General features: G+C 65.9%; 22 protein-coding genes. 10 read left to right on the top strand and 12 right to left on the bottom strand.

The features are described 5' to 3' along the window. Positions 1–7 precede the first annotated feature (7 nt). From VHA82_RS17480 to VHA82_RS17495, 4 genes are all read right to left on the bottom strand, one after another. A complete protein-coding gene (locus VHA82_RS17480) occupies positions 8–2,671 on the bottom strand; it encodes a cation-transporting P-type ATPase (protein WP_325546084.1) in 2,664 nt (887 codons plus the stop codon). A gap of 240 nt (positions 2,672–2,911) precedes the next feature. Then, the gene (locus tag VHA82_RS17485) at positions 2,912–3,793 is read right to left on the bottom strand and encodes a glycosyltransferase family 2 protein (RefSeq protein WP_325546086.1); all 882 of its coding nucleotides are present in this window, start codon (positions 3,791–3,793) and stop codon (positions 2,912–2,914) included. Beyond that, complete coding sequence (locus tag VHA82_RS17490; protein ID WP_325546088.1) at positions 3,790–4,731, bottom strand: glycosyltransferase family 2 protein; 942 nt, start codon at positions 4,729–4,731, stop codon at positions 3,790–3,792. The genes VHA82_RS17485 and VHA82_RS17490 overlap by 4 nt, the downstream gene beginning before the upstream one ends. A 77-nt stretch (positions 4,732–4,808) precedes the next feature. Then, positions 4,809–5,303, bottom strand: a complete 495-nt coding sequence (locus tag VHA82_RS17495) for a JAB domain-containing protein (protein ID WP_325546090.1) — start codon at positions 5,301–5,303, stop codon at positions 4,809–4,811. Between the two features lie 95 nt (positions 5,304–5,398). On the opposite strand from VHA82_RS17495, the gene VHA82_RS17500 reads away from it, so the two are divergent. After that, positions 5,399–5,731, top strand: coding sequence for a helix-turn-helix transcriptional regulator (locus VHA82_RS17500; RefSeq protein WP_325546092.1), 333 nt, complete (start codon positions 5,399–5,401; stop codon positions 5,729–5,731). 256 nt (positions 5,732–5,987) lie between these two features. Here VHA82_RS17500 and VHA82_RS17505 read toward each other — a convergent pair whose 3' ends face one another. Then, positions 5,988–6,872 (bottom strand): hypothetical protein, encoded by an 885-nt coding sequence (locus VHA82_RS17505; RefSeq protein ID WP_325546094.1) that lies wholly within the window; start codon positions 6,870–6,872, stop codon positions 5,988–5,990. Between the two features lie 105 nt (positions 6,873–6,977). Beyond that, positions 6,978–8,735 (bottom strand): DUF262 domain-containing protein, encoded by a 1,758-nt coding sequence (locus tag VHA82_RS17510; RefSeq protein ID WP_325546096.1) that lies wholly within the window; start codon positions 8,733–8,735, stop codon positions 6,978–6,980. 184 nt (positions 8,736–8,919) lie between these two features. Between VHA82_RS17510 and VHA82_RS17515 the strand changes: the two genes are divergently transcribed. Beyond that, positions 8,920–10,365, top strand: a complete 1,446-nt coding sequence (locus VHA82_RS17515; RefSeq protein ID WP_325546098.1) for an IS1182 family transposase — start codon at positions 8,920–8,922, stop codon at positions 10,363–10,365. Positions 10,366–10,581: 216 nt separating this feature from the next. Here the strand turns inward: VHA82_RS17515 and VHA82_RS17520 are convergent, their stop codons facing one another. From VHA82_RS17520 to VHA82_RS17545, 6 genes are all read right to left on the bottom strand, one after another. After that, on the bottom strand, positions 10,582–10,983 hold the full coding sequence (locus VHA82_RS17520) for a hypothetical protein (protein ID WP_325546101.1): 402 nt from the start codon (positions 10,981–10,983) through the stop codon (positions 10,582–10,584). Further along, positions 10,980–11,654, bottom strand: coding sequence for a DUF433 domain-containing protein (locus VHA82_RS17525; RefSeq protein WP_325546103.1), 675 nt, complete (start codon positions 11,652–11,654; stop codon positions 10,980–10,982). Before VHA82_RS17525 ends, VHA82_RS17520 begins: the two co-directional genes overlap by 4 nt. Before the next feature lie 138 nt (positions 11,655–11,792). Continuing rightward, the gene (locus VHA82_RS17530; protein WP_325546105.1) at positions 11,793–12,101 is read right to left on the bottom strand and encodes a hypothetical protein; all 309 of its coding nucleotides are present in this window, start codon (positions 12,099–12,101) and stop codon (positions 11,793–11,795) included. 6 nt (positions 12,102–12,107) lie between these two features. Then, positions 12,108–13,151, bottom strand: a complete 1,044-nt coding sequence (locus VHA82_RS17535) for a hypothetical protein (RefSeq protein ID WP_325546107.1) — start codon at positions 13,149–13,151, stop codon at positions 12,108–12,110. Between the two features lie 264 nt (positions 13,152–13,415). Then, positions 13,416–13,652 carry a helix-turn-helix domain-containing protein gene (locus VHA82_RS17540; RefSeq protein WP_325546109.1) on the bottom strand — a complete coding sequence of 79 codons (237 nt, stop codon included), beginning with the start codon at positions 13,650–13,652 and terminating at the stop codon, positions 13,416–13,418. Positions 13,653–13,798: 146 nt separating this feature from the next. Then, complete coding sequence (locus tag VHA82_RS17545) at positions 13,799–14,515, bottom strand: Crp/Fnr family transcriptional regulator (RefSeq protein WP_325546111.1); 717 nt, start codon at positions 14,513–14,515, stop codon at positions 13,799–13,801. Here VHA82_RS17545 and VHA82_RS17550 point away from each other — a divergent pair. The 8 genes from VHA82_RS17550 (at position 14,514) to VHA82_RS17585 (ending at position 23,007) form a co-directional block, all read left to right on the top strand. Then, positions 14,514–16,250 (top strand): PAS domain S-box protein, encoded by a 1,737-nt coding sequence (locus tag VHA82_RS17550; RefSeq protein ID WP_325546113.1) that lies wholly within the window; start codon positions 14,514–14,516, stop codon positions 16,248–16,250. The two genes, VHA82_RS17545 and VHA82_RS17550, sit on opposite strands and share 2 nt — an antisense overlap. Next, positions 16,247–16,891 (top strand): response regulator transcription factor, encoded by a 645-nt coding sequence (locus VHA82_RS17555; RefSeq protein WP_325546115.1) that lies wholly within the window; start codon positions 16,247–16,249, stop codon positions 16,889–16,891. The genes VHA82_RS17550 and VHA82_RS17555 overlap by 4 nt, the downstream gene beginning before the upstream one ends. Before the next feature lie 61 nt (positions 16,892–16,952). Further along, positions 16,953–17,357 (top strand): response regulator transcription factor, encoded by a 405-nt coding sequence (locus tag VHA82_RS17560; protein WP_325546117.1) that lies wholly within the window; start codon positions 16,953–16,955, stop codon positions 17,355–17,357. 173 nt (positions 17,358–17,530) lie between these two features. Beyond that, positions 17,531–18,700, top strand: coding sequence for a sensor histidine kinase (locus VHA82_RS17565; RefSeq protein WP_325546119.1), 1,170 nt, complete (start codon positions 17,531–17,533; stop codon positions 18,698–18,700). Between the two features lie 157 nt (positions 18,701–18,857). Next, positions 18,858–19,355: a spore coat protein U domain-containing protein gene (locus tag VHA82_RS17570; RefSeq protein WP_325546121.1), complete on the top strand. Its 498-nt coding sequence runs from the start codon at positions 18,858–18,860 to the stop codon at positions 19,353–19,355. An 8-nt stretch (positions 19,356–19,363) separates the two neighbouring features. Beyond that, positions 19,364–20,119, top strand: a complete 756-nt coding sequence (locus VHA82_RS17575) for a fimbrial biogenesis chaperone (protein ID WP_325546123.1) — start codon at positions 19,364–19,366, stop codon at positions 20,117–20,119. A gap of 36 nt (positions 20,120–20,155) precedes the next feature. Then, positions 20,156–22,531 (top strand): fimbria/pilus outer membrane usher protein, encoded by a 2,376-nt coding sequence (locus tag VHA82_RS17580; RefSeq protein ID WP_325546126.1) that lies wholly within the window; start codon positions 20,156–20,158, stop codon positions 22,529–22,531. Then, positions 22,528–23,007, top strand: a complete 480-nt coding sequence (locus tag VHA82_RS17585; protein ID WP_325546128.1) for a spore coat protein U domain-containing protein — start codon at positions 22,528–22,530, stop codon at positions 23,005–23,007. The genes VHA82_RS17580 and VHA82_RS17585 overlap by 4 nt, the downstream gene beginning before the upstream one ends. The last annotated feature ends 159 nt before the right edge of the window (positions 23,008–23,166 follow it).

The following is a 23,166-nucleotide window of genomic DNA, read 5'->3' on the forward strand; positions in this document are numbered from 1 at the left end:
GCGCTGCTCACCGCGGCCGCCTCAGCCGGGCGGCAACGAGCATCGCGGCCTGGATCAGGATCACCGGCCCGGTGCTGCACGCGATCACGATCGCCCACATCCGCGCATCCGGCGGGACCAGGTGCAGCAGGCTCGCCGCGCCCGGGAAGTACGGCGGAGCGATCACGAGCAGCGCGCAGGACACCACCGCCGCCCAGACCCAGGGATTGCGCGTCACCTCGTTCACGAAGAGTCCGGAGCGTGCCTGCCGCATGTCGAACACATGCCAGAGCTGGGCGAGCGCCAGCGTGAGAAAGGTCACCGTCACCGATTCGGCCCGGCTTGCGCCGGCGAAGTGCATCGCCGCCAGCGCCGCGAAGGTGCCCGCGGCCAGCGTCAGACCCTGCAGCACGACGGTGACCCACTGCCGGGCGCCGATGAGCGGCTCCTTCGGATCGCGCGGCGGTCGCTCGAGGACGCGCGCATCGCCTTCGCCCATCGCGAGCGCGAAGGCGGGGAAAACGTCGGTCACGAGGTTCAGGTAGAGGATCTGCAGCGGCAGGAGCGGCAAGGGCAGCGCCAGCACCATCGCGAGACCCACCGTGGTCACCTCGCTCAGGTTGCACGAGAGCAGGTACATCGCGAAGCGGCGGATGTTCGCGAAGATCACCCTGCCCTCGCGGATGGCGCGGACGATCGTGAGGAAGGCGTCGTCCAGCAGCACCATCGCCGCGGCCTCGCGCGCGACTTCCGTGCCGCGCAGGCCCATGGCGACGCCGATGTCCGCCTGGCGCAAGGCGGGCGCGTCGTTCACGCCGTCTCCCGTCATCGCGACCACGTCGCCCATGGCTTGGCAGGCGCGCACGAGCGCGAGCTTCTCCGCGGGGCTGACGCGCGCAAAGATGCTCGCGCGGCGCAGGGCTTGCGCGCCATGCGCGATTGTTTCCTCGATCTTCCTGCCTTCGACGATGCCGTCGCCGTCACCCTCTCTCACGAGCCCGACGGCCTTTGCGACGCTGCGGGCTGTCGCGGCATGGTCGCCGGTGACCATCACGACGCGAATGCCCGCGCGATGACAGTCGCCGATGGCCTGCGCCACGTCGGCGCGCGCGGGGTCGTCCATGCCGATGAGCCCGAGGAAGACGAGGCCATCGTCCGGTGCGGCGTCGCCGCGCGTGCGATCCGTCTTCATCGCGCACGCGATCACGCGAAGTCCGTGCTGCGCCAGCCGCGCGGCGCGGGCCAGCCACTCCGCGCGCGCCCCGGCATCCAATGCGAGCTCGGCGAGCTCGCCATGTTCGCCTCTCGCAAGGACCGACGCAGCGAGCACGGCTTCCGGCGCGCCCTTCACCGCGAAGAGAAAGCCTTCCGCGCTTTCGTGCACCGTCGCCATCATCTTGGTCGCCGCGTCGAATGCATGCTTGCGAACCGTGCGGTGGCCGCGCAGCAGCGCGGACCTCTCGAGGCCGGCGTTCATCCCCGCACGCAGGAGCGCGACTTCCATCGGATCGCCGGAGCCGGCATCCGAAGCCTTCTCCAGACTCGCGTCGTTGCACAGTACGGCGACGCGCAACAGTTCGGCAACCTGCGCGTCGGCTTGCGGCCGGCGATGTTCGCTGTGCCTCCGTGGCTCTCGCACATCCACCATGTCCACTTCGCCCGAAGCGGTCCACAGACGCCGCACCGTCATGCGGTTTTCGGTGAGCGTGCCCGTCTTGTCGGTGAGGATGACCGTCGTCGCGCCAAGCGTCTCCACCGCGGACAGACGCTCCACCAGCGCGTTCTGCCGGGCCATGCGCCACATGCCGCGCGCGAGGACGAGCGTCGCCACGATAGGCAACCCTTCGGGGATGGCGGCCACGGCAAGCGAGATGGCCGCCGCGACGGCAATGCGCGGTTCGTCGCCGAGCGCGCCGATCGCGCCGAACACGGCCGCGAGACAGATCGTCGCCCAGACGAGCTGGGTCGAGAGGCGCGCGAGCTTGCGCTCCAGGGGCGAGCTGCCCGGGTCGGCCGCTTCGACCAGTTGCGTGACACGCCCGAGTTCGGTGTCGAGCCCGGTCGCGACGACCACGCCGACGCCGCTGCCGCGCGCGATCGCCGTGCCTCTGAAGAGCATCGACGCGCGCTCTTGCAATCGCGCGGCGGCGCTCACGGCTTGCACCTGTTTTTCCACGGGCACGGATTCGCCGGTGAGCGTCGACTCGTCAGCCGCGAGACGCGAAATCTCGAGCAGGCGCAGGTCCGCGGGCACGGTGTCGCCCGCGTCGAGCAGTACCACGTCGCCTGGGACGAGGTCCTCCGCCGGGATCAGGCGCACATGGCCTTCGCGGCGCACGCGCGCGGAGCGAGAACCGAGTTCGCGCAGCGCCTCCATCGAGCGCGCCGCCTTCAGCTCGGTGGCGAAGCCGATGAGCGCGTTGATCGCGAGCACGACCACGATCGCGGCGGCTTCCCTGTGTTCGTCGAACGCGACCGCCAGGGCCGCGGCGGCGCCGAGCAGGAAGACGACGGGGCTCAGGAACTGGTGCAGCAGCACGCTCGCGACGTTCGCGGCGCGGCGCGACGCGATGGTGTTGGGCCCGTGCTGCAGGCGGCGACGGACGACTTCCTGTTCCGTGAGGCCGTCCGCGGCGGCCACGTGCAGGCGCCGGGTCAAGTCGTCGCAGGCCAGTGCATGCGCATGTTCCATCAAGCACGAGCGTAGGCGGTTCGCGCGCGGCCGGGCTTGCGCGGAGTCAACGCGATGGCGGGTTTTCTCGATGGCAGCCGCAAGCCCGTGCCGAATGCGCGCGCATTGACGGGCAGGCGCTTTCGCGCGTGCTCGCGGACACCTACACGCTCCTGCGCGGGCGCGGCTGCGATGCCCTCACCCCGACCCTCTTCCAGAGGGAGAGGGAGCTTGGGGACTTCGGCCGTCCGGGCTCATGGACTAGCGCAGGGGCACGCCCCCCAGGCGCAACCGGAACGACTCGGCGACGGCCAGGCCGTTGATGAGGCATGCCGAGACATAGAGCTGCCACCAGGACCGGTCGCCCGAATCCTTCATCGCGAAGATCCGTGCGGCAAATCGCCTCGGATAGAACGCATCGATGACGCTTCGAACAGCCCCCGGGGCCAGCTCGAGATGAAGCTGCCTGTGCAGGGCGAGCATGCCGCCTTGCACGCGCAGCGCCCGGCGGGCGATCTGCAGCCACGTGGTGCGGGTCGGATGCGCGACGATCGCATCGGGACCGTAAGTGACCGGATGGCCGCACTTCGCCGCACGCAGGCACCATTCCCAGTCGCCGGCGGAGCGCAGGCGCGCGTCGAAGGGGCCGACGGCATCGAAGACGCGCCTGGAGACGAACAGGTTCGCCGTGGCCGCGAAGCCGCTTTTGTCGACGTACCATTTCTGATCGAGTCCGAAGGCGATGTCGTAACGTTCCGCGAGCGAGCGTGCCGGGCGTTCATTGCGGCTCACGAGCCGGATATGGCCGCCCAATGGATCGTGCCGTGCCGCGTGATGCAAGCCGGCCTCGAGCCAGCGTTCGTCGGGCATGCAGTCGGCGTCGGTGAAGGCGAGCCAGCGGCCGCGAGCCAGCGCCGCGCCGCGATTGCGGGCGGCGTACGAGCCGGGCCGCTCTTCCTCCGTCACCGTCACCTCGAGGCCCGCGCAGCCGTCTGCGAGCACGAGCTTGCGATCGGGCCGGTTGTTCACGACGATCACCTCCCACTGATGCCGCGCCAGCGTTTGCCGGCCGAGGGCGCGCAGGCAATCGTCCAGCGCGGCGCGCTCGCCGTAGTAGGGCACGATCACCGAAGCCGTGATCATGCGCGGGGAGCGAGGACGAGGGGCTGCGCCGCGAAGTTCCGGTACACCGTGCCGCAGCCGAACTTTTCGGGGGGACACACCCATCGGCCCGAGGCTTTCTTCTCGAGCCAGATGTCGTAGTTGTCCTTGCAGCTGCCGAAGGCCCGGCCTGTGTTGCGGCCGGTCACCTTGTTGCGGAAGAAGCGCGTGCGAAGGTCGTCGCCGTGATCGATGCACGAGAGGTAGTCGCCGGCGATGGTGCGCCCCGCGAGCCCGACGGCCATCATGCGCTCGGAAAGATTGCTGTCTTCGTAGCCCCAGCTGCTGAAATCTTCGTCGAAGCCGCCGAACGACCAGAAGAGCTCGCGCGGCACGACGTTGCGGCCTTCAACCCCGCGCACGTTGGTGGCGACCACGCGGTTGCCCTCGATCACGCCGCCCGAGAGAAAGTCGAGCGTGTGCAGCTGGCTGCGAACGTAGGCGGCGAATCCCGGGCCGGTGAAGTTGTCCGCGTCGAGATTGCAGAGGATCGCGCCGCGTGCCAGGCGGAACGCCTGGTTCTTGGCGTGGCTCGCGCGGAATTCGGCGGGTTCGGCGTTGAAGAAGTGCACGAGCCGGCCGCTGGCGAGCTGGCGCGCGCACGTCTGCCGGACCCAGCCTTGCAGTTCGTCGCCGGAGTTGTAGTTGAGGATGACGAATTCGACGTCCGGGTCGTCCTCGTGCCAGGCGAGGTTGCGCGGCAGGGTCTCGCGCAAGTGCAGCAGGCGGTCCTTGCAGGTGATGCAGAAGGAGACCAGAGGGCGGGCCTCCTGCCGGCAGCGGTAGTGGCAGGGGAGGAAGCTTGCCGGCTCGGCCATCGCTGGCGATGCGAGTGGCGTTGCGTTCACGTCGGCAATGGCGCCGGATCGGCTCGAAGGCCGCTTGGCGTCGTCGGAATCGTCTCGGTCGAAGTAAAGCATGTGGACCGAAGTATTGCATCATCGCCGCGGGGTGGGGTGGGGTGAGGTGGGGGGGAGCGTGGGGGGCGTGGGCTTCCTCAAAGCAGACCTTGATCCGCCATCGACGCCGCGCCGTCTTCGCTCGTGATCACGTGGTCTTCGACCTGCACGCCGACGAGCCCGAGGGCGGCGCGGATGAGGTGGGTGGCCGTCAGGTCCTGCGGCGTCGGCGTGCACGGGCCGGCGGGGTGATTGTGATGAAGGATCAGTGCGTGGGCGCCGAGTTCGAGCGCGCGGCGCACGATTTCGCGCGGGTACACGGACATTTCGGTGAGCGTGCCGCGGAACATCGGCTCGTAGGCGATGAGCCGGCGCTGCGGGTCGAGGAACATGACGGCGAAGACTTCGTGGTTGAGGCCGGCGGCCTGGAGGCGGAGGAACTGGTGGACGGCGTCGGGGGTGGAGAGAGTGTCGCGGTGGGAGAGGCGGGTGGCGAGGATGGCGATGGCTTTTTCTATCGTCCTGTCCTCCGCCTGCTTGGTGGCGAGGTGTGCGGTCCGAGGCATGCGATCTGCGTTGGTCACGATGGGCACGGTTCCTGCGGACCGCGCGAGACAACGAGGCGAGTCCGACGCAATGTATGAATTACGGTGTGTATGAATGAGTATACGCGCCGCACATTGGCAAGATGTCTTCGACGTCATCGAAGCCGCGTGGAAAGAAGGCGGCTGTCGCTTCCACGCTCAACGCGGAGTGCCTGGCGCTCGGCCGCCGCATCAAGGAGCTGCGGGGGGAGAGAGGGATTACCCAGGAAGAGCTCGCGGATCGGTCCGACTTGTTTCGGACCTATCTGAGCCGGATCGAGCGGGGGACGGCGAATCCGACGCTGTCGATACTGCACGCGCTGGCGGGGGCGCTGGGCGTGGAGGTGGGAGAACTGCTCGCGTCACATGGGAACGCGATTCCGGCTCGGGTGAAGGCGGGGTCGGCGAGGGTGTCGAGGGGGCGGGTGGGGCGGTGATCGCGGGATCGGCGTAGAGCCGGGATGCGCCAGCAGGGACGAACCCAAGCATTTGTTTTCGAAGTTCGATGGAAGGCCGGCCGAGCTGGGCGCCACGCCCGCACCCCGGTGAAGCCGCGCGTACTGACGGACGGCACTCTTCGGGTGGCTTCCCACGCGCGGCCGCTCTTGGCCGAAAGCAGACGTCTTCCCTCGGACCCTTAGCGTGTGCACCACAATCGGCGCCCGATGCATCATCCTGTGTTGACTCGAGAACTCACTTCGCCAGTTCTTCGCGCAACTTTTGGGTGCTCAACGTGTCACACGCGCGCATCATCTTATTGGCCATAAATTCGTCGCTTCCCGAATCGGAAGTTGCGTAGAAGATGTCGACACCCACGGGAAGATTGTGGTCGTTGTAGAACGTCTCTGTTCTTTGGTTCCAAGCTTTGATGCGGTCGTACTCTGTATCAGTGATGATCGCGATCCGCCCTTCGAGAAATTGGGGCGCATTGTGATTCAAGTGGGAAAAGACCTTTGCAATACCATGGAGTTCCGCGTTCCCCGGTGCCGGGTCCTTGTCGATGACCTGAAGGGTGGCGTCCGATTGCATATGCGAAGCTACGTCGCCTAGTCTCTTCCCCTTCCCCCAAATCGCTGTGGTCACAGCGATGGTTTGCCCGCGCCGATTCACCCCAGTGTTCGTATCGATGCAAAAGACGCGATCGTACGTATCGAGCACGCGGTCAATGTTAATGAACGGATGCCCGGCGGAGTAGTAGTACGCGTGCAGGATCTTCTTCTTGCCACCCTCGCGTTTGTAATAGGTAGTCAGGGTTGACTTGTTCGGCGTCAAAATCTCCTCGGCGAGAATCACTGGGGAGTAGGTCCTGCCGATCAAGAAGACCTCTGAAGTAGTCAGGTTCACCCTCAACTCCCTCGCGATCACTCGCTGAAGAAATTCCATATCCAGCAACGTGAAGCGACGTTGCCGCTTTTCTCGACGTGATTTGGGTCTCCGGAGGGCGAGTCCCTCGACATTCATTAAGTGCGTCATAACGCCGCCCAGTTCCACAGTGACGCGCTGCGCTGCACCAATGTCTGAAGGGAAGCGCTGCACATGGACCCGGTCGCCCGGCTTTTGCAATAGTCCCAGGATCATGGTAAAGCTTTACTGGAAGCCAGTTGCCACTGAGTAGTCGGCGACAGGGAAACATGCGCGAGTCTCCGCTTCTGGACGAAAAGCGGACACACACTCACGCAGCACCTACATGCCCGCCATAAAGCGCTTGTACAACTCACCGTACTTTTGTGGCGGGACTTTGTCCAACTTGTTACCGAGCCGAACAAAAAACGCTCCATTGAAGTTCGATGGTTCGTCTTGCGCTTGGGCCTCGAACACGAAGACTGTCTTGTCGTAGTAGCGGACTGCCTTGACGTGTCGCGCCACGTAGTCACGTAGCGGCTCCGACAGCGCCGAACGTTTCACTCGCGTAGTCAACTCCATGAACAGGTCGTCGAGTGACTTGCCCAGCGCCTTCGCCTCATGCTCAACGCCTGAAATGAAGAACCGCTCGAAAGGGCGTGCATCCACACCATAGAGCTTCGTGACTCGCTGGGCATCGGCCTCAGTGTCAGCTACGCCCACGAGCACGTAGCCGCGCACACCCTTGCGTATGTTGGCGATCCCCGCAAGCGTTTTCAAGATCTTGTCGAAGCTGTCCTCGTCAAATGCGTTCTTGCCATCGAGACGCACAAAGCCCTGCTTGAAGTCGTACGCGCCCTGCTCGGTGTACGACTGGGTGAGGATGTTTTCCATCTGGGTGATCCAGCGTACCTGCGCTGGATCGTACCCTTTGGCCGGACCGAATGCGGGTCCGTACACACCCGCCGCGCCATTGACAGCTTTCACTCGGTCGTCCGCACCCCAGCGCCCACCTTCCGGCACGGGAATGTTGGCGCCACTGCCATCTATCAGCTTCACCAGCATGTCTTGGTCAGTGACCTCCTGGTTCTGCAGAACAATGAGCTTGTGCAACGCTAGAAACACGACTTGGAAGTAGCGCGGCGCCCGCGGCGACTGCTCCCCGAAGAGCAATTGCCCCAAAGTTTTGCGGGCGCGGTTTAGAGTAACCTTTATCTGATCAAGCACGCGTTGAAAGTCGGCCGTGGCAATCTCGATGGTGTGCTTCTGTGTCGCGAGTTCGATTTGTGCGTGCCGCTGTTGCTGAGCCTCGCCCTCGCTATAGCCGAAAAAATCGTCCAGAAATTCGCTGCGGGATGAGGGTTTGTCGTCCATCAGCATGAACGCAAGGACGTCGGCCACGAGTTCTTCGTCGCGCGATTCGCGCACCTGCTCCTTGGTCAACACCCCTTGCTTAATCCAGAATATCTCGTCAACATCGATGCCGTACGGTAGTTCGCGGTTCGTGATCGAGATTTTCTTCATCTCGTTGAGCGGTAGTTCATCCGAGGCCGACACGTCGCCACGGACCTTGGATGCGATGAGGCGCACGGCCTGCGCAAAATGGCCCGTGGCCCCGGCGATTCGCAGTTCCTGACGCGACAACTTGCGCCCACCCGAATTGATCCGGCGGAACACTTCGTCGACGTCACCGTCGCGCGCGAACTCGTAAATCGATAGCGGAACGGTGTAGGCCGCGATTTGTACGCACGCCTCTCGCCCCAAGATCGGTTGGCGTTGCTGGAGCTTGCCCTCGTCGAGCAGCACCTTGGTCTCCGCCATAGTGTTCAGGTCAAAGTAATGCTCGCGGACGGGATACTCGTTCTCAATGAAGGAGAAGATCGCATTCAGGCGCTGCATGCCATCGATGATCTCGAAGAGGTTCTGCGCCTCGGCCTTCCGCTCGGCAAGGAGCACGATAGGTACCGGGTATCCCGAAATGATGGAGTCGATGAATTGCCGTTTTTCCTCGAGCAGTGAGGTCCTGGCGAGTTCGCGGCTGTTGTGCTTCGGCCATCGGTGTCCTTTCAGCCAGACCCTGTTTGGGCCGGAACCCCGCAATTCTGCCTCTTCGCAGAGTAATCATTGAGGCAGCACCGGGTCAAGACTCCTAGCCGATGATTTCACTCCGCGCAACAGCTAAGGCTGCGCCATGTCCGCTTCCGACCGAGGCTGTGTGAAAACCCTCTGAGCATCTCCACGCCACGCCGATAGAGTTCCGGCCATCGCGAACCTCGGAGTCGACATGCCTCGATTCATCGAAGGACAGGACCGGCAGCAAGTGACCTTGATGCCCGAGTGCCTGGACGACTTCATCGGCGTGGACAACCCGGTTCGAGTCATCGACGCATTCGTCAGCGAACTGGATCTTGCCGGGCTCGGCTTCGAGGGCGCCGAGCCGGCCGCGACCGGCAGGCCGTCCTACCACCCAGCCGACCTCTTGAAGGTCTACATCTATGGCTACCTGAATCGCATCCAGTCCAGCCGTCGCCTGGAGCGCGAGTGCCAGCGCAACCTCGAGCTGATGTGGCTGACTGGTCGCCTCGCACCGGACTTCAAGACGATCGCCGACTTCCGCCGGGACAACGGCCCTGGCATTCGGAACGTCTGCCGGCGATTCGTTGCCCTGTGCCGGGACCTGAAGCTCTTTAGCCAAGCGCTGGTTGCCATTGACGGCAGCAAGTTCAAAGCGGTGAACACCCGCGACAAGAACTTCACCGCGGGCAAGATCCACAAGCGCCAGCAGCAGATCGAAGAGAGCATTCACCGCTACTTGGTCGCCCTCGACACGGCGGATCGCACGCAGCCGGTGGAGTTCGAGGCGAAGACCACGCGCCTGAAGACCAAGATCGAGCAGTTGCGCCAGCAGATGCGCGTACTGGATGAAATGAAGGTCCAAGTCGCCGCACAGGCCGACGGGCAAATCTCCAAGACGGACCCGGATGCGCGTTCGATGGCTACCAGTGGCCGCGGCTCCGGGATCGTCGGCTACAACGTGCAGGTTGCCGTCGATGCGAAGCACCACCTGATCGTTGCTCACGAAGTGACCAACTTCGGTCATGACCGCGTGTCGCTGGCGCCTGTCGCGCAGGCCGCACGAGATGCGATGGGTAGGAAGCGACTGCGTGTGATCGCAGACCGCGGCTACTACAGTGCAATGCAGATAAAGGCCTGTGCCGACAGCGGCGTCGCGGCGATCCTGCCGAAGCCCACGACATCCGGAGCGAAGGCGGAAGGTCGGTTCGACCGATCAGACTTCATCTACATCGCGAAGGACGACGAGTACGAGTGCCCCGCCGGTGAGCGCGCGATCTACCGATTCAGCGCAGAACAAGGCGGCCTGCAAGTGCGCCGCTACTGGAGCAGCGCGTGCCCTCAGTGCCCTATGAAAGCTCAATGCACGCCGAGCTCGTATCGACGAATCACGCGATGGGAACACGAGGAAGTCCTGGAGGCCGCACAACGGCGCCTGGACCGTATGCAAGACGCGATGACGGTCCGGCGCAGAACTGTCGAACACGTGTTTGGCACGTTCAAGAACTGGATGGGCCACACACACTTCCTGATGCGCCGGCTGCCGAACGTGAGCACCGAGATGAGCCTGAATGTGCTCGCCTACAACCTCAAGAGGGTCCTGAGTATCCTCGGACACGCCAAGATGATGAAGGCGATGCAGATGGTGGGGGCGTAAGCCCTTCGCCGTCGCTGTAAAGGCCCGTAGGGCGCTCGGAGCGCCTCAGAGACTTTGAGGCGCAATCTACGCGGTCCGCGGGCCACTACAACCGCAAGACTCGCTGCACCCCCAACTCAGGGATCGCCGTCCAGCGTTTCCACACAGCCTCGACCCGAAGTAGTCCCACAGCCTGCAAATATCGTCCTCATGAAGTCAGGAGTACGCGCATCGCTGTCATGCCCCGACGAACTTCTTCCCCGATGAATGACGCCAGGGCACCCGATATACACCGCCCTGCGTAAACCTCGCATGCTCCAGCACCTGCGGCCACCAAAGAATCATGCGCGCGGACTTGAGCCAGAACGAATGGGACGCCCACTGCGAATCCAGAACGTAGACTGTATGACCAGCACGCCTCAGAGCCTCGCGCTCCTGCCCACGGCTCTTCATAAACTTGTCGACACTGATGACGTACCAACCTGCGCCCAGGCCCGGAATCCGGGTCAGGTCCGGCGTGTTGCCTCTGAACTTGTCCGTGAGATGCGCGACCTCCTGCACATCGCCCTCACCCTGACATAGCTCGCGAACCGCGTGAGCCAGATCAGGTGGCAGATTCGCGTCGAAGAGAAATCTCACGCAGCCAAGCGAGATTCGAAGGCGACTGCCGCCTGAACTGCTTGCGGCGACACCCGGAAAAGGCGCGCGACACGCCCCACGCTCTTGCCTTCGGCAAGATATGCATCGCGAAGCGTATCCGTCGGCACACCGGCATCGGCAATGATCGGCTCGCCGAACTGCACCTGCGGGTCGAGAACGATCAGGCGCCGTTTCGGGACCGGATACCAACGCAGTGCATGCGCATCCCGGTCGTACTCGATGCCCTCGATCAGGCTCGGCCGAATGACCGCGTCGATCGCGAATTGACGCCCGCGCACATCCAGCAATGTCGGATCGTCGCCGGAACGCCTGACCGCCTCGAGGAATATCTTTCGTCCGTCGGTGACCAGGCGGCGGGAATGCAGCGGGTAGTCGCCAAAGTATTCCCGAGCCACCTGGATGGTTTCCCGAATCAGCCGCAGGGACAGGCCATGCTGGACGAACCTGGCGACGACACGCAGCTCCAACAGGTCCCGAAAGCCCAATACCCTTTCCTCGCCCAGTTGCTCATCGTCCGCGAACTGCAAGTCCCAAAGCGGGCCCGAAGCTCTTCGCCCGTCGCGATACTTCCACGTATATCCCTTCAACCATCGGCGCACCGTGCGCGGCTCCTCTCCCACGAGCCGGGCGGCCCGCGCCAGCGGGTACATGCCCGTGCCGAGGAGCGAAGAGGGTCGAGTCATGGCAGAAGTAGTGTAAGCCCTGCCTCTCGCCAGACGGCCTGCGCCCATTCGCCTTCAGTGCTAATCTGCCGACCGTCTTTCGACAGATGCCCGCCGCTGGTCGATCTAGTTGAAAGCCTTCTCGTTTCCCCACCGCAACCCGGTAGCCGACACGCCCTTGTGCGCCCCCGTCGGTTCGATCCGGAACACGATGCGGCCATCAATCTGCGCATCGTTCGCGTCACGGTGCACCCTGTATCCAAGGATGCGCCCTCCAAAGTGCGATGGCTCCTTCTGCCCTGAATGCAAGTGGAGGTCTCCGCCGATCAACTCTCGCGCCTTCTCCTCCGCCACGACCCAAAAGCCGCTCTCCCAGGTTCCGTCCGCCAGGCGCCGCACGTTGTTGAGTCGCTCTATGAGGTGTATCGACGGCATGAGTCGCTACTCCGCACCCATCGCCCGATAGGTGACTGCACCGGCCGGCAGAAGCTGGATCACGTTCTTCGCGGCCTCTTCCGTGGTCGCGCCCCATTGATTGCTCATGGCGTAGGTGACGCCATCAACCCGGAACAGTTCTTCGTCATCGCTGAAATATCGCCCCGGGTCTTTCTCCGCCTGGGCCATCAAGTCCGATCCGGAGAGCGTGCCGTCGCCCCGTACAAACATCGTGGTCCGCCTCCAAGGTACCGCATGGTTGATCGCCTCCGGCGTGATGCCGCGTTTGACAGCTTCGCGGACGACTTCGAACATGAATCGCCGCTTGGGGAGGCCCGTGGACTTCCCGAATGACGTCGTGATTTCATACTTGGTGAAGTCGCGGCCCGTCGTTTCCGCCCGCTGCTGCAAACTGGCCTTGTCGCGTATGGCGATCTGATACGCCTGCGCCTCCGGCAGGGGGATGACCTGCTGCGCGTCGATGAGGAACTGCTCGCCCACGCGTAGCGGCTGCAGGCGCACGCAAGTGATGTCGAGGCCTTGGTTATTGAGCCAGAGCACCGTGGTCGTGATCTCCTGCGAAAAGCCTGCGGCCGCAAGGACAATCCTCACCTTGTTGCTCAGTACGACTTCACCTTCCGGGACATCGAGGAAGTCGCGGATGCGAGCTTCGGCATTCTCACTTTCGTGACCGCGCCCCGCCAAGTAGGCTTGGTGTGCATCCACCGCCTGCTGGAACGTCATAGCGGACACCATGGCCGCATAACGGATCGCCTGCAACTCCAGGTGGCCACCATCATCCGTGCGCTTCAGCTCGATAACAACGAGCTGGCGGTGTTTGTCGATGCACAAGAGGTCGATCCTGCGCCTTGCCTCTTCCCACTGGCCGTATTCTTCAGTCAGAACCATCGTGCCAGCAGCAATGACTTCGATCTTTTCCTGCAAAGCACGCTGAAGATGCTCACGTTCACGCACGCCGAGCGACGTGAATCGGGTGGGTGGAACTGCCGATAGCTGGACCGAATCCATGTTCAGGGTGTAGAGCGCCATGCAGGCATTCTCGACTGACACTCGCTGCGTGAGTCTAGGGATTCTCCTGCGGACAGGTCCAACGGCACCTCCTAGCCTCGAGCAGCGCGCCGCATCAGGCCGCTCGTGTCGCAATGATCTGTCCCGGCGAAGGCAGAATCGACCCGACAAGTGGCGCAATCGCATTGGAGATGCCCTCGTCCCATGCCGCTCGTGGGCCCGAAACAGACGTATCCCGTGCGACGTGCGCTCTCCAGCCGACCAAGCTCCGATCCAAGAAGTTCGTTACGCTGCAGCCCAGACAGTCACTTCGCCAGCCGTTGACCCGCGCCGCGGACTCGCCACCCGGGGCCGGATGAAGATCTCGACATCGCGATTCATCAGCGTGAGATGCAGGAGGCGTTCGCTCGAGAAACGCGCCAGCTTGAATCGCTTCAGCTCCGACACGTGCGGCTGGGAAATCCCCAGACGTTTCGCAGCAGCGGTCTGCGTCATTCCTGCGAGCAGATCGATCAAACGCATCGCCAACTGCACAGCTTGAGCCGCTCGCGAATCAGTTTGACATCCCTTCTTGGCGCGACCCAGTGCAGGGGCTGTTCTCGAGACGGGGATCGCATCCGCTGAAATTCGACTTGCCGGCCCGGTAGACGCCCGCGTCGGCCAGTCTTTCACAGCATCGGCACCCAGCCCCCCGCGACTTCTGCGAGCCGCTTGCCCTGAAGGATGTGGATGCGCCCGTAGCCGATTCGAATGAACCCGGCGTCCTGCAGGTCGCGCAACTCCTCGTTGACTTTGGAGCGGCTCGCGCCAAGCATGCGCGCAAGGTCGGCTTGCGAGATACGCAACTCCACTTCATCGCCGCCCGCGTCTTCGCCGGCCGCAAGGCCCTGCGCGAGCAGGCGGCGGACGAGCCGTTGCGGCAGTCGCGCGGAGACCGCATCGGCACTGAAGGACAGTGCCGCTTCGAATCTGCGAAGCAGCAGTCGCGGCACGAGCGCGGCGAGTGCCGGGTCGCGGCGCGCCAGCGCGCGGAACCTCACGGCCGGCATGACGGCCGCAACTGTATTGCGTTCCGCGCGCGCTTCCGTCACCGTCACGCCATCGTCGAGCAGAGCCGCCGCGCAATAGAAGCTGCCGGCCCCCACCGCGCCGACCGGAACGCTTTCACCGCGCGAGTTCGGCCACGAAACGATCAGGCTGCCTTCGAGCACCAGCCAGAACGTCCGCGCCGCTTCGCTCGGCCCGTGCACGGGTCCCGGGGAATAGCGCACGAGGGTCGACGCAGCGGCCAGCGCGTCGAGCGTGGCCGCCGGCAAGTCGCGGAAATAGGCGCTCTTGCCGAACGCGCGCCGGATGCGTGAGTGCTCGGGCTGGGTGGCAGGCATGGGCGGCTCCTGGGAGTGCATCGTTCGCGTTGGCGCGTTGGGCCGAAATTCTCGCTGCTTTGTTCCCCGCGGAACAAAGCAGCGGGGCCGCCTCCCCGATCATCCTGGGGTGCGAAGACTGCAAACCCTGCCCTGGCTGATCCGACAGACGCCTCCCCGCGCTGGCGCGGCTTTGGCATTGCCGATGCTCAGCAATGCCGTGCTGCTCGCGGCACTCTGGCTGGGCGTCGGGGCACGGGCGGTCGTCGTCGCAAGCACGCTGCTCGACATCGGCGTTATCGTCTGGCTCCACCGCCATCTCACGTCCGCCTACGTGGAACGCATGACGGCCAGCGCCGCCGCCATGATGGACGCGGTGGTCACCGTGGCCCCGGACCGTTCGATCGTGCTCTTCAATCCCGCCGCAGAGGCGATGTTCGGCTACGCGGCGCGCGATGTCCTGGGCAAATCCATCGAGCTGCTGATTCCCGAGCGCCTGCGCGAGCGGCACCGCCGCCACCTCGAGCAATTCACATCCGGCGGCGAAGCCAACCGCCGGCTGGGCCGGCCGGGCGAGTTCGCCGCGTTGCGCGCGAACGGCGAGGAATTTCCCATCGACGCTTCGGTGATGCAGGTGGGCGAAGGTGCGGGCAAGCTGTGCACCATGATCCTGCGCGACGCCACGCGCCGCCTCGAGGAGCGTGTGCTTGCCGAGCGGCTGGCCGCGATCGTCGAATCGAGCAGCGACGCGATCGTGGCGGTGGACGCGCAGGGCCGCGTCACCCACTGGAACCCCGGCGCGGAGAGGATGACCGGATACGCGGCGCACGAGGTACTCGGCAGGCGTCCGGACATGCTGTATCCGCCGGAGCATCCCTCCATCGCGGCGCGGGCGATGCAGGGAGAGCGTTTCGTGGAGCATGTGTCGCGCAGGATCCGCAAGGACGGCGCACTCATCGACGTATCGCAGTCGATGGCGCCCATCCACGACGAGCACGGCAACGTCACAGGCCTGTCCGCCGTGGCGCGCGACATCACGGCCCAGCTGGCGGTGGAGAAGGCACGCGCCGACGACATCAAGCGCCTGCAGAGGCTTGCGCGGCGCCTGATGCGGGTGGAAGAAGACCAGAAGCGCCTGCTGGGCCGCGAACTGCACGACCAGGTGGGCGCGAACCTGGCGACGCTCGGGCTGTCGCTGCAGCTGATGCGCCAGCAGTCGGACCCGGCCACGATCGCTTCGCTGTCCACGCGGCTCGAATTCTGCGAGGACCTGCTGCGCCAGACGACGGCAGCGGTCCGTTCCCTGCTGGGAGACTTGCGGCCGACCGCGCTCGACGACCTCGGGCTGCTCGCCGCCCTGCGGCAGCTCGCCGCGGCAATGGCCGGGACCGGCGTGATGCGCTTCATCGTCGAAGGCGACGAGCCCTCCCCGCGGCTCGCTCCGGACGCCTCGATCGCGCTCTACCGGATCGCGCAGGAGGCCTTCACCAATGCAGCGAAGCATTCCGGCGGGTCGCGCGTGCACGCACGCCTGTCGCAGGAAGCCGGTCATCTTTCCCTGGTCATCCGGGACGACGGGCGCTGGGTGAAGCAACCCGAGGCAGCGCCGCTTCCGGCGGGGCTGGGCCTGACTACGATGCGCGAACGGGCGCAGGCCATCGGCGCCAGCCTCGAAGTCACCACGGGCGCGCAAAGCGAGACCGTGGTGATCGCGCGCCTGCAACGCAAGCACGAACCCGCGATGGTCCCGGCATGACCATCTCGATCGTGATCGTCGACGATCACGCTATCCTGCGTGAGGGATTGGGCCAGGTCCTGGCGCAGCAACCCGACCTGGAGGTCGTCGGTTCGAGCGGCGACGGCCGGCAAAGCCTGAAGCTCGTCGCGCAACTGCGTCCGGACGTGGTGATCCTCGACATCTCGATGCCGGGCCTGAACGGCATCGAGGTCGCGCGCCAGCTTCAGGAGAGCGGGGCGGCCTGCGCGGTCGTGATCCTCTCGATGCACGCTTCGCCCGAATACGTGTTCCAGGCGATCGAGGCCGGGGCTCGGGGCTACCTGCAGAAGGAGTCCGCCGCGAGCGACATCGTCGAAGCGGTGCGCGCCGTGCGCGCGGGGCGCAGGTACCTCGGGCCGGGCATCGCGGAGCTCGTCGCGGAACATCTCGCGTCGCGCAAGACTGGCGACAACCCGCTGCAGCTGCTGTCGCGACGCGAGCGCGAAATCCTGCAACTGGTCGCCGAAGGACACAGCAGCGCGGAGATCGGCGAGCTCCTGTTCCTCTCGCCGAAGACGGTGGACAGCTACCGCAGCCGGCTGATGGGCAAGCTCGGGCTTGCGGACGTGACGGCGCTCGTGAAGTTCGCGATCCGGCACGGCGTGATCCCGCTGGACTGAAAGCCGCTTGCTGCAAGGTTTCCCGGCAGACGCACAGGCGCGGGACGCGTAAGGTCGCCGGGTGGCACTTCGCGATCGTGAACCTCGCGGCATCCTCGTGGTCGAGGACCATTGCACCGTGCGCGACGTGCTGCTCGACATGATCGGCCTGGCCTTCCCCGGCGAGCCGCTGCGAGGCGCATCGAACGCGCGCGACGCGCTCGCGCTGTGCCGCGCCGCCATCCCCGGGGTCGTCGTGCTGGACATCGTGCTGCCCGATGCGAGCGGCCTCGACACGCTGCGCGAAGTGCGGCGAATGCACGATGGCGTGCGATTCGTGATCCATTCGGCGTTCGACGATGCGGTCTTCCGGCGCGAAGCGGCTCGTCTCGGCGCGGCCGCCTTCGTGTCCAAGCGCGACTGGAACGAACTCGTGCCCGCGATCGAACGGGTGCGGGCCCGCGAGTCCGCGCCGCGCGGACGCTAGCTCATCCATGGAGAACTCCCGGCACGCACTGCGCAGGGTTCCTCGCAGACCGAAGTGACGCTCATCCATAAGCTCGGCGTGAACACCTTGAAACCTTCACGCTGCTCATGGATACCGCATCGACACCCCTCACAGGCGCGTCTGAATTTCGCGAGGAGCACCGCCGGTTCTCCTTGAGCGAGGCGAAGTACCGCCTCGTTTTCGACAACGCGCTGGATGGCATCCTGCTGACCGGGCCCTGCGGCTCCATTGCCCAGGCCAACCCCGCGGCGTGCACCTTGTTCCGGATGAGCGAAGACGAACTCGTGCGGCAGGACTGGAGCGGGTTGGTCGACGCCAGCGAACCCGGCTTCGCCGGTCTGCTCGAAGAGCGCGCGCGGACAGGCAACGCCCGTGGCGAGATGGCCATGAAGCGCGGCGACGGCACGAGCTTCGATGCCGAAGTCGCTTCCGCCACCTACCTCGATGCGAGCGGCGCTTCCCTCACCAGTTTCTTCGTGCGCGACATCACGCAGCGCAAGCGGGCCCGCGAGGCCATTCTTGCCGCGAGGACGCGGCTCGAGGAGCGCGTGCGGCAGCGCACGGCGGAACTGGAGACCGCCAACCGCGACCTCGAGTCCTTCGCGCTCTCGGTGGCGCACGACCTGCGCGGGCCGCTGATGGCCATCGGGAATTTCGGCACCGTGCTCCAGGAGCGCGAGGCCTCGCGCTTCAGCGAGAAGGGCCTGCACTACCTGTGCCGGATTCGCGAAGCGACACACAGCATGCGCGACATGACGGACGCGCTGCTCAAGCTCGCGCGGCTTTCGCATGAAGGGCTGAACAAGGAGGACCTCGATCTCGCGCCCATCGCCGCCAGGCTGCTCGCCGAGCTGCGCGAACAATCGCCGGCGCGCAACGTGGAAGTGCGCGTGGCGCCGCGGATCACCGCGTGGGCCGACCGGGCCCTCATCACGCGCGTGCTGGAAAACCTGATCTCCAACGCGTGGAAATTCTCCGCGAGCCAGCCCTTCGCCACGATCGAGGTGGGCGTCGCCCCGCAATCCGGCGCAGACCGCGCGTACTTCGTCAAGGACAACGGCGTGGGCTTTCGACTCGAGGAGGCGCGTTGCCTCTTTCGCATCTTCAGCCGCCTGCACTCCGCAGCGGACTACGAGGGAACCGGGGCGGGACTCGCCACGGTGCACAAGGTCGTCTCGCGCCACGGCGGCAAGGTCTGGGCGCAGGCGGCTCCGGGGCAGGGCGCGACGTTTTTTTTCACGCTCGGCGAATCGCGCGACGAGTCCGCCGGCGCGGCGCGGGACACGGCGGATTCGCCGGTCCATCGCGCATTGCCGGCCTAGCGTTTGCGCACGGTGCGATCGTGTCCACCTGCTTCGCATTCCAGTCACGCCAGGGCAGGCGGCAGATGCCCTGCGGGCCGTGAGCGCCAATGGTTCTCGTTTCAGCCACCGTGTTCCTCACTGTTTTATTTTTTTCACCTTCCATTCAGGACAACCCATGAAGAATCTCAAAGTGCTGCTCGTCGCGATCACTGCTGCCTCTGCGCTGGGGGCCGCCTCGACGGCTTTCGCCGCGGCGCCGACCAGCGGCGACATGTCCGTCAGCGCGACGCTGACGAGCGCGTGCGAAGTGCAGACCTCGGGCTCGATCGACTTCGGCTCGGTCGTGGCCCTCGCGAGCACCGGAGACCAGGCGGTCAGCAACGCCACCGGCCTCACCGTGGCCTGCAGCAACGGCCTGAGCCCCAGCCTGTACTCGGCGACGGACAGGAACATGCTCAACGGCGCGGACCAGTTGCCGTTCGACCTGTGCGTTGCCGATTGCACCGGCTCGAACGGCATGGGCGCTTCGAGCGACGCGGCGACGCCGATCGACATCACCACCGACGGCAGCCTGCACGCCGTGCCGCTTTACGCGCGCATCAAGGCTGCCGACTTCAAGGGGCTGCCCGCCGGCGCCTACTCGAAGACGGTGACCATCAACGTCCTCTACTGAGCGCGCCCATGAGGAACCGCTGCCTGCTTTCGAAAGGGAGCGCGCTCGCCGGCGTTTCGCGCGTGGCGGCGTTGGCTGCAACGTCCTTGCTTCTTGCAGGCTGCGGTGCCGCGCGGGCGCAGACCATCGCGCCCGTGCTGGTCGAATTGACGCCCGCGCGGCGCGTGGTCTCGATCACGCTCACCAACAAGTCGTCGCGGGCGATGACCTACCAGGCCCAGGCGGTGGCCTGGACGCAAGGCGGCGGCGTCGACCAGCAGGCGGACAGCGACGACCTGCTCGTCGTGCCGCCCGTTGCCGACGTCGCGCCCGGCGCGAGCCAGATCTTCCGCGTGACGCTGCGACGCCCGCCCCCGATGCGGGAAGCGGCCTATCGCCTGATCCTCGAAGACATCACCGAAGACACCGCGCCGCCGCAAGACGGCGCGACGGTGCGCCTGCAATTGCGCCACAGCTTGCCGGTGTTCGCCGGGCCGGCCGCGAAGGACAAGGGCAGTGCGCATCTGGCGCCATGCACCCAGCCCGACGTCGCGAACTGCGTTCGCCTCTACAACGACGGCGATCACCGGCTGCGCGTCGAGCAGCTCGTCGCGCAAGGCAGCGGGTGGCGGCAGGAGATCAAGGCGTCGGCCACGGTGCTGGCAGGCGCGTGGAAGCAATGGACCTTCACGCCGTCCGCTGCGGCTGCGGCAGGGCCGTTGACGGTCGGCGCGGACACTTCCGCCGGCGCCATCGCCGCGCAGTGGCCCGCCCGCACCCGTTAGTGCGGCCGACCGCGTGAATGAGCGACGTCTCTTGCGATGCTGCGAGCGCACCCGCACTGGCCACCGCTGCGTAGCGTGCTCGCCGCCGCATGCATCGGCGCGCTGCCCGCTGCCTGGTCGGCGCCGCACGCGGGAACGCAACTCGCGCGCCGCGACACTCGCCAACCCGAGACCCTGCTTGTCGAGTTGCAAGTCAACGGCGAGCCGGTGCCGGGCATCTTCCGCGTCGACCGCCTCGCCGACGGACGACTCGTGGTGCCCGATGCCGCCTGGCAGGCGGCGCGCTTGCGCCCTGCCGGCGAATCGATCTCGCAAAGCGGCGGCGAGCCGGGCCATGCGCTGGAAGCCGTGCCCGGCCTGTCGTACCGCGTCGACCGCGGGCACCTGATGTTGTTCGTCACTGCGCCTGCCGCTGCGTTCGAAACCAGCTCGCTGCGGATGACCGGCGGTGCCGTCGTGCCGACGGATGCGGCCGTGCCGGGCGCGTACTTGAATTACGACATCCACGCGACGCGTGCCGACAGAGCAGCGACCTACACGGGGCTGTTTGAGGGCGTCTTCTTCAACCGCTGGGGATCGTTCTCGGCCGCAGCCGCGGTGACCGCGGAGGGCAACTCGCGCCGCGCCGTGCGCACGGAGACTTTCCATCGCCGCGACTTCCCGGCCGCGATGGAGTCGCTGGTCGTCGGCGACACCATCGGCAGTGACGGCACGTGGAGCCGGCCCGTGCGCTACGGCGGCATCCGCTATGCGCGCGATTTCTCGCTCGCGCCGGGCTTCGTCACCACGCCGATGCCCACGATCGGCGGTTCGGCCGCGCTGCCTTCGACCGTGGACCTGCTCGTGAACAACAGGAAGCAATCCACCACCAGCGTTCCCACCGGCCCGTTCGAATTGACGAACGTTCCCGTCGTCAACGGCGCGGGGGACATCAATCTCGTGGTGCGCGACCTTCGCGGCATGGAGACGGTGGTGTCGCAAAGCTACTACGCCTCACCGTCCCTGCTCGGCCCGGGCCTGTCCGACTTCTCCTTCGAAGCCGGTGCGCTGCGCGAGCACTTCGGGACCGAGAGCAACGACTACGGTCCCGTGTTCGCCGCGGGAGGCTATCGCTACGGCGTCTCGCCGGCCTTGACGGCGGGAGGGCGGCTCGAGCTGCAGCGCACGCGGCAGGCGGCCGGTGTCAATGCCACGGCATTGCTCGGAACCTATGCCGTCGTGCAGGGCGCAGTCGCCGCGTCGCGCACGACCGAAGCGGATCCGACGGGCGCTGCGAGCGGGACGCGCTGGCTCGCGCGCTTCGAGCGTGTCACGCCCGGCGGCGGTGTGTCGGTGCAGGCGGAACACTTCAGCGCCGGCTTCCGGCCGCTGGCCGCTGCCGCCAACGAAGCGCGACCGCGCGACCGCCTGCAGGCCGGCGCGGGCATGCCACTCGGTCGCGGCGTGGACGTCGGTGCGAGCTTCATCCGGCAGACAACCTGGGAAGGCGACACCTATGCGCTGCTCGCGATGAACGTGGGGGTGAAGCTCACTGCGCACGTCTATCTCTCCGCGTACGCGGGCACGCAGTTCGGCACATCGCCGGGCTGGAGCGCGGGCGCGAGCCTCGTCGTGCCGCTCGACGCGCAAGTGAGCATGAGCGGGTCGACGCGGCGCAACTTCGACGGCGGCATTGCGACCCAGACGCAGGCGACACGCTCCGCGCCGCAAGGCCCCGGATGGGGCTGGACGGTGGGCGCGAGCGACGTGCCGGGCCAGCTCGCGCAAGCCAGGGCGACGCTCAACACCAACGCCGCGCAATTCACCGGCGAAATCAATGCGGGCAGGAACAACAACGCGGTGAGACTCGGCATCAACGGCTCGCTGGGATGGATGGGCGGCCTGGCGTTCGCTTCGCGGCGCATCGGCGACGGTGCTTTCGCGGTCGTGCGAGTCGGCGATCTCGAGGACGTTGCCGTGTCGAGGAGCAACCAGGTCGCCGCGACCACCAACGGCAAGGGCCTCGCGCTCGTCACGGGCTTGCTGCCGTACCAACGCAACCAGCTGAGCATCGATCCGGAAGCCCTGCCGATGAACGTCGATGTGGCGGGTGTTCGGGAGACCGCCGTGCCGGGCGCGCGCAGCGGCGTCATGGTGTCGTTTCCGGTGAAGCGGTCACGCAATGTCCTCGTGACCCTGCAACAGGCGGACGGCACGCCGGTCCCTGCGGGAGCGCGGGTCGCGCTGCTGCCCGGCGGGCGGGAGTTCGTCGTCGCCAGGCGCGGCGAGGTGTACCTGACCGACATCGCCTCGCAAGGCAGCATCGCCGTCCGGTGGAAGTCCGGCGGGTGCGAACTGCCGCTGAAGCTCGACGCCGCGGCGCCCGCCGAAGCGCGCATCGGCCCCTTGACCTGCGGGAGTGTCACGCCATGACACGGCGAGGCAGCAACGGTGGCCGTGGGCCGCGGAACCTGCTGCGCGCGAGCATCGCGGCCGCGGCCGCGGCTGCGACCGCAGCAGCATCCGCGGCGCCGCAATGTTCCGTGTCGACGAATGCGCGACTCGATTTCGGCACGGTGATCGCGCTGGAGAGCACGGGCGACCGCACGACCGACAGCGCCGGCAGCTTCTGGATCAACTGCAACAGCGAAGTCACCGCGGCGCCGCGGCTCTACTCCGGCACCGCGCGCGTGATGCAGTACGGCGCGATGAGCCTGCCGTTCCGACTCAGTCTCGTCGCACCCGGCGCCGGCGACCTGCCTGCCGCCACGCCGGGCGCACCGCTTGCATTCCCCCGCGACGGAACGAACCAGACGGTCACGCTGTATGGAGCGATTCGTGCCGCCGACTTCAAGGCACTCCCACCCGGGCTCTATTCGACCTCCGTGAGCCTGACGGTCGAGTACTGAGTCCTTCCCTGCCCCATTCCCTGCCCCATTTCCTGCCTGAACATGCGCAAACCCGAAACGATCGAGTCGCCCGCGGTGCTACACCGAAAGCCTTACGCAATTTCCTTATCCGCGTCCCGTGACCGTTCCGGGATACTGGATTCACAAATACACGAGGGG

It is taken from the genome of Ramlibacter sp. (genome assembly GCF_035548915.1).
GTDB lineage: Bacteria > Pseudomonadota > Gammaproteobacteria > Burkholderiales > Burkholderiaceae_C > Ramlibacter.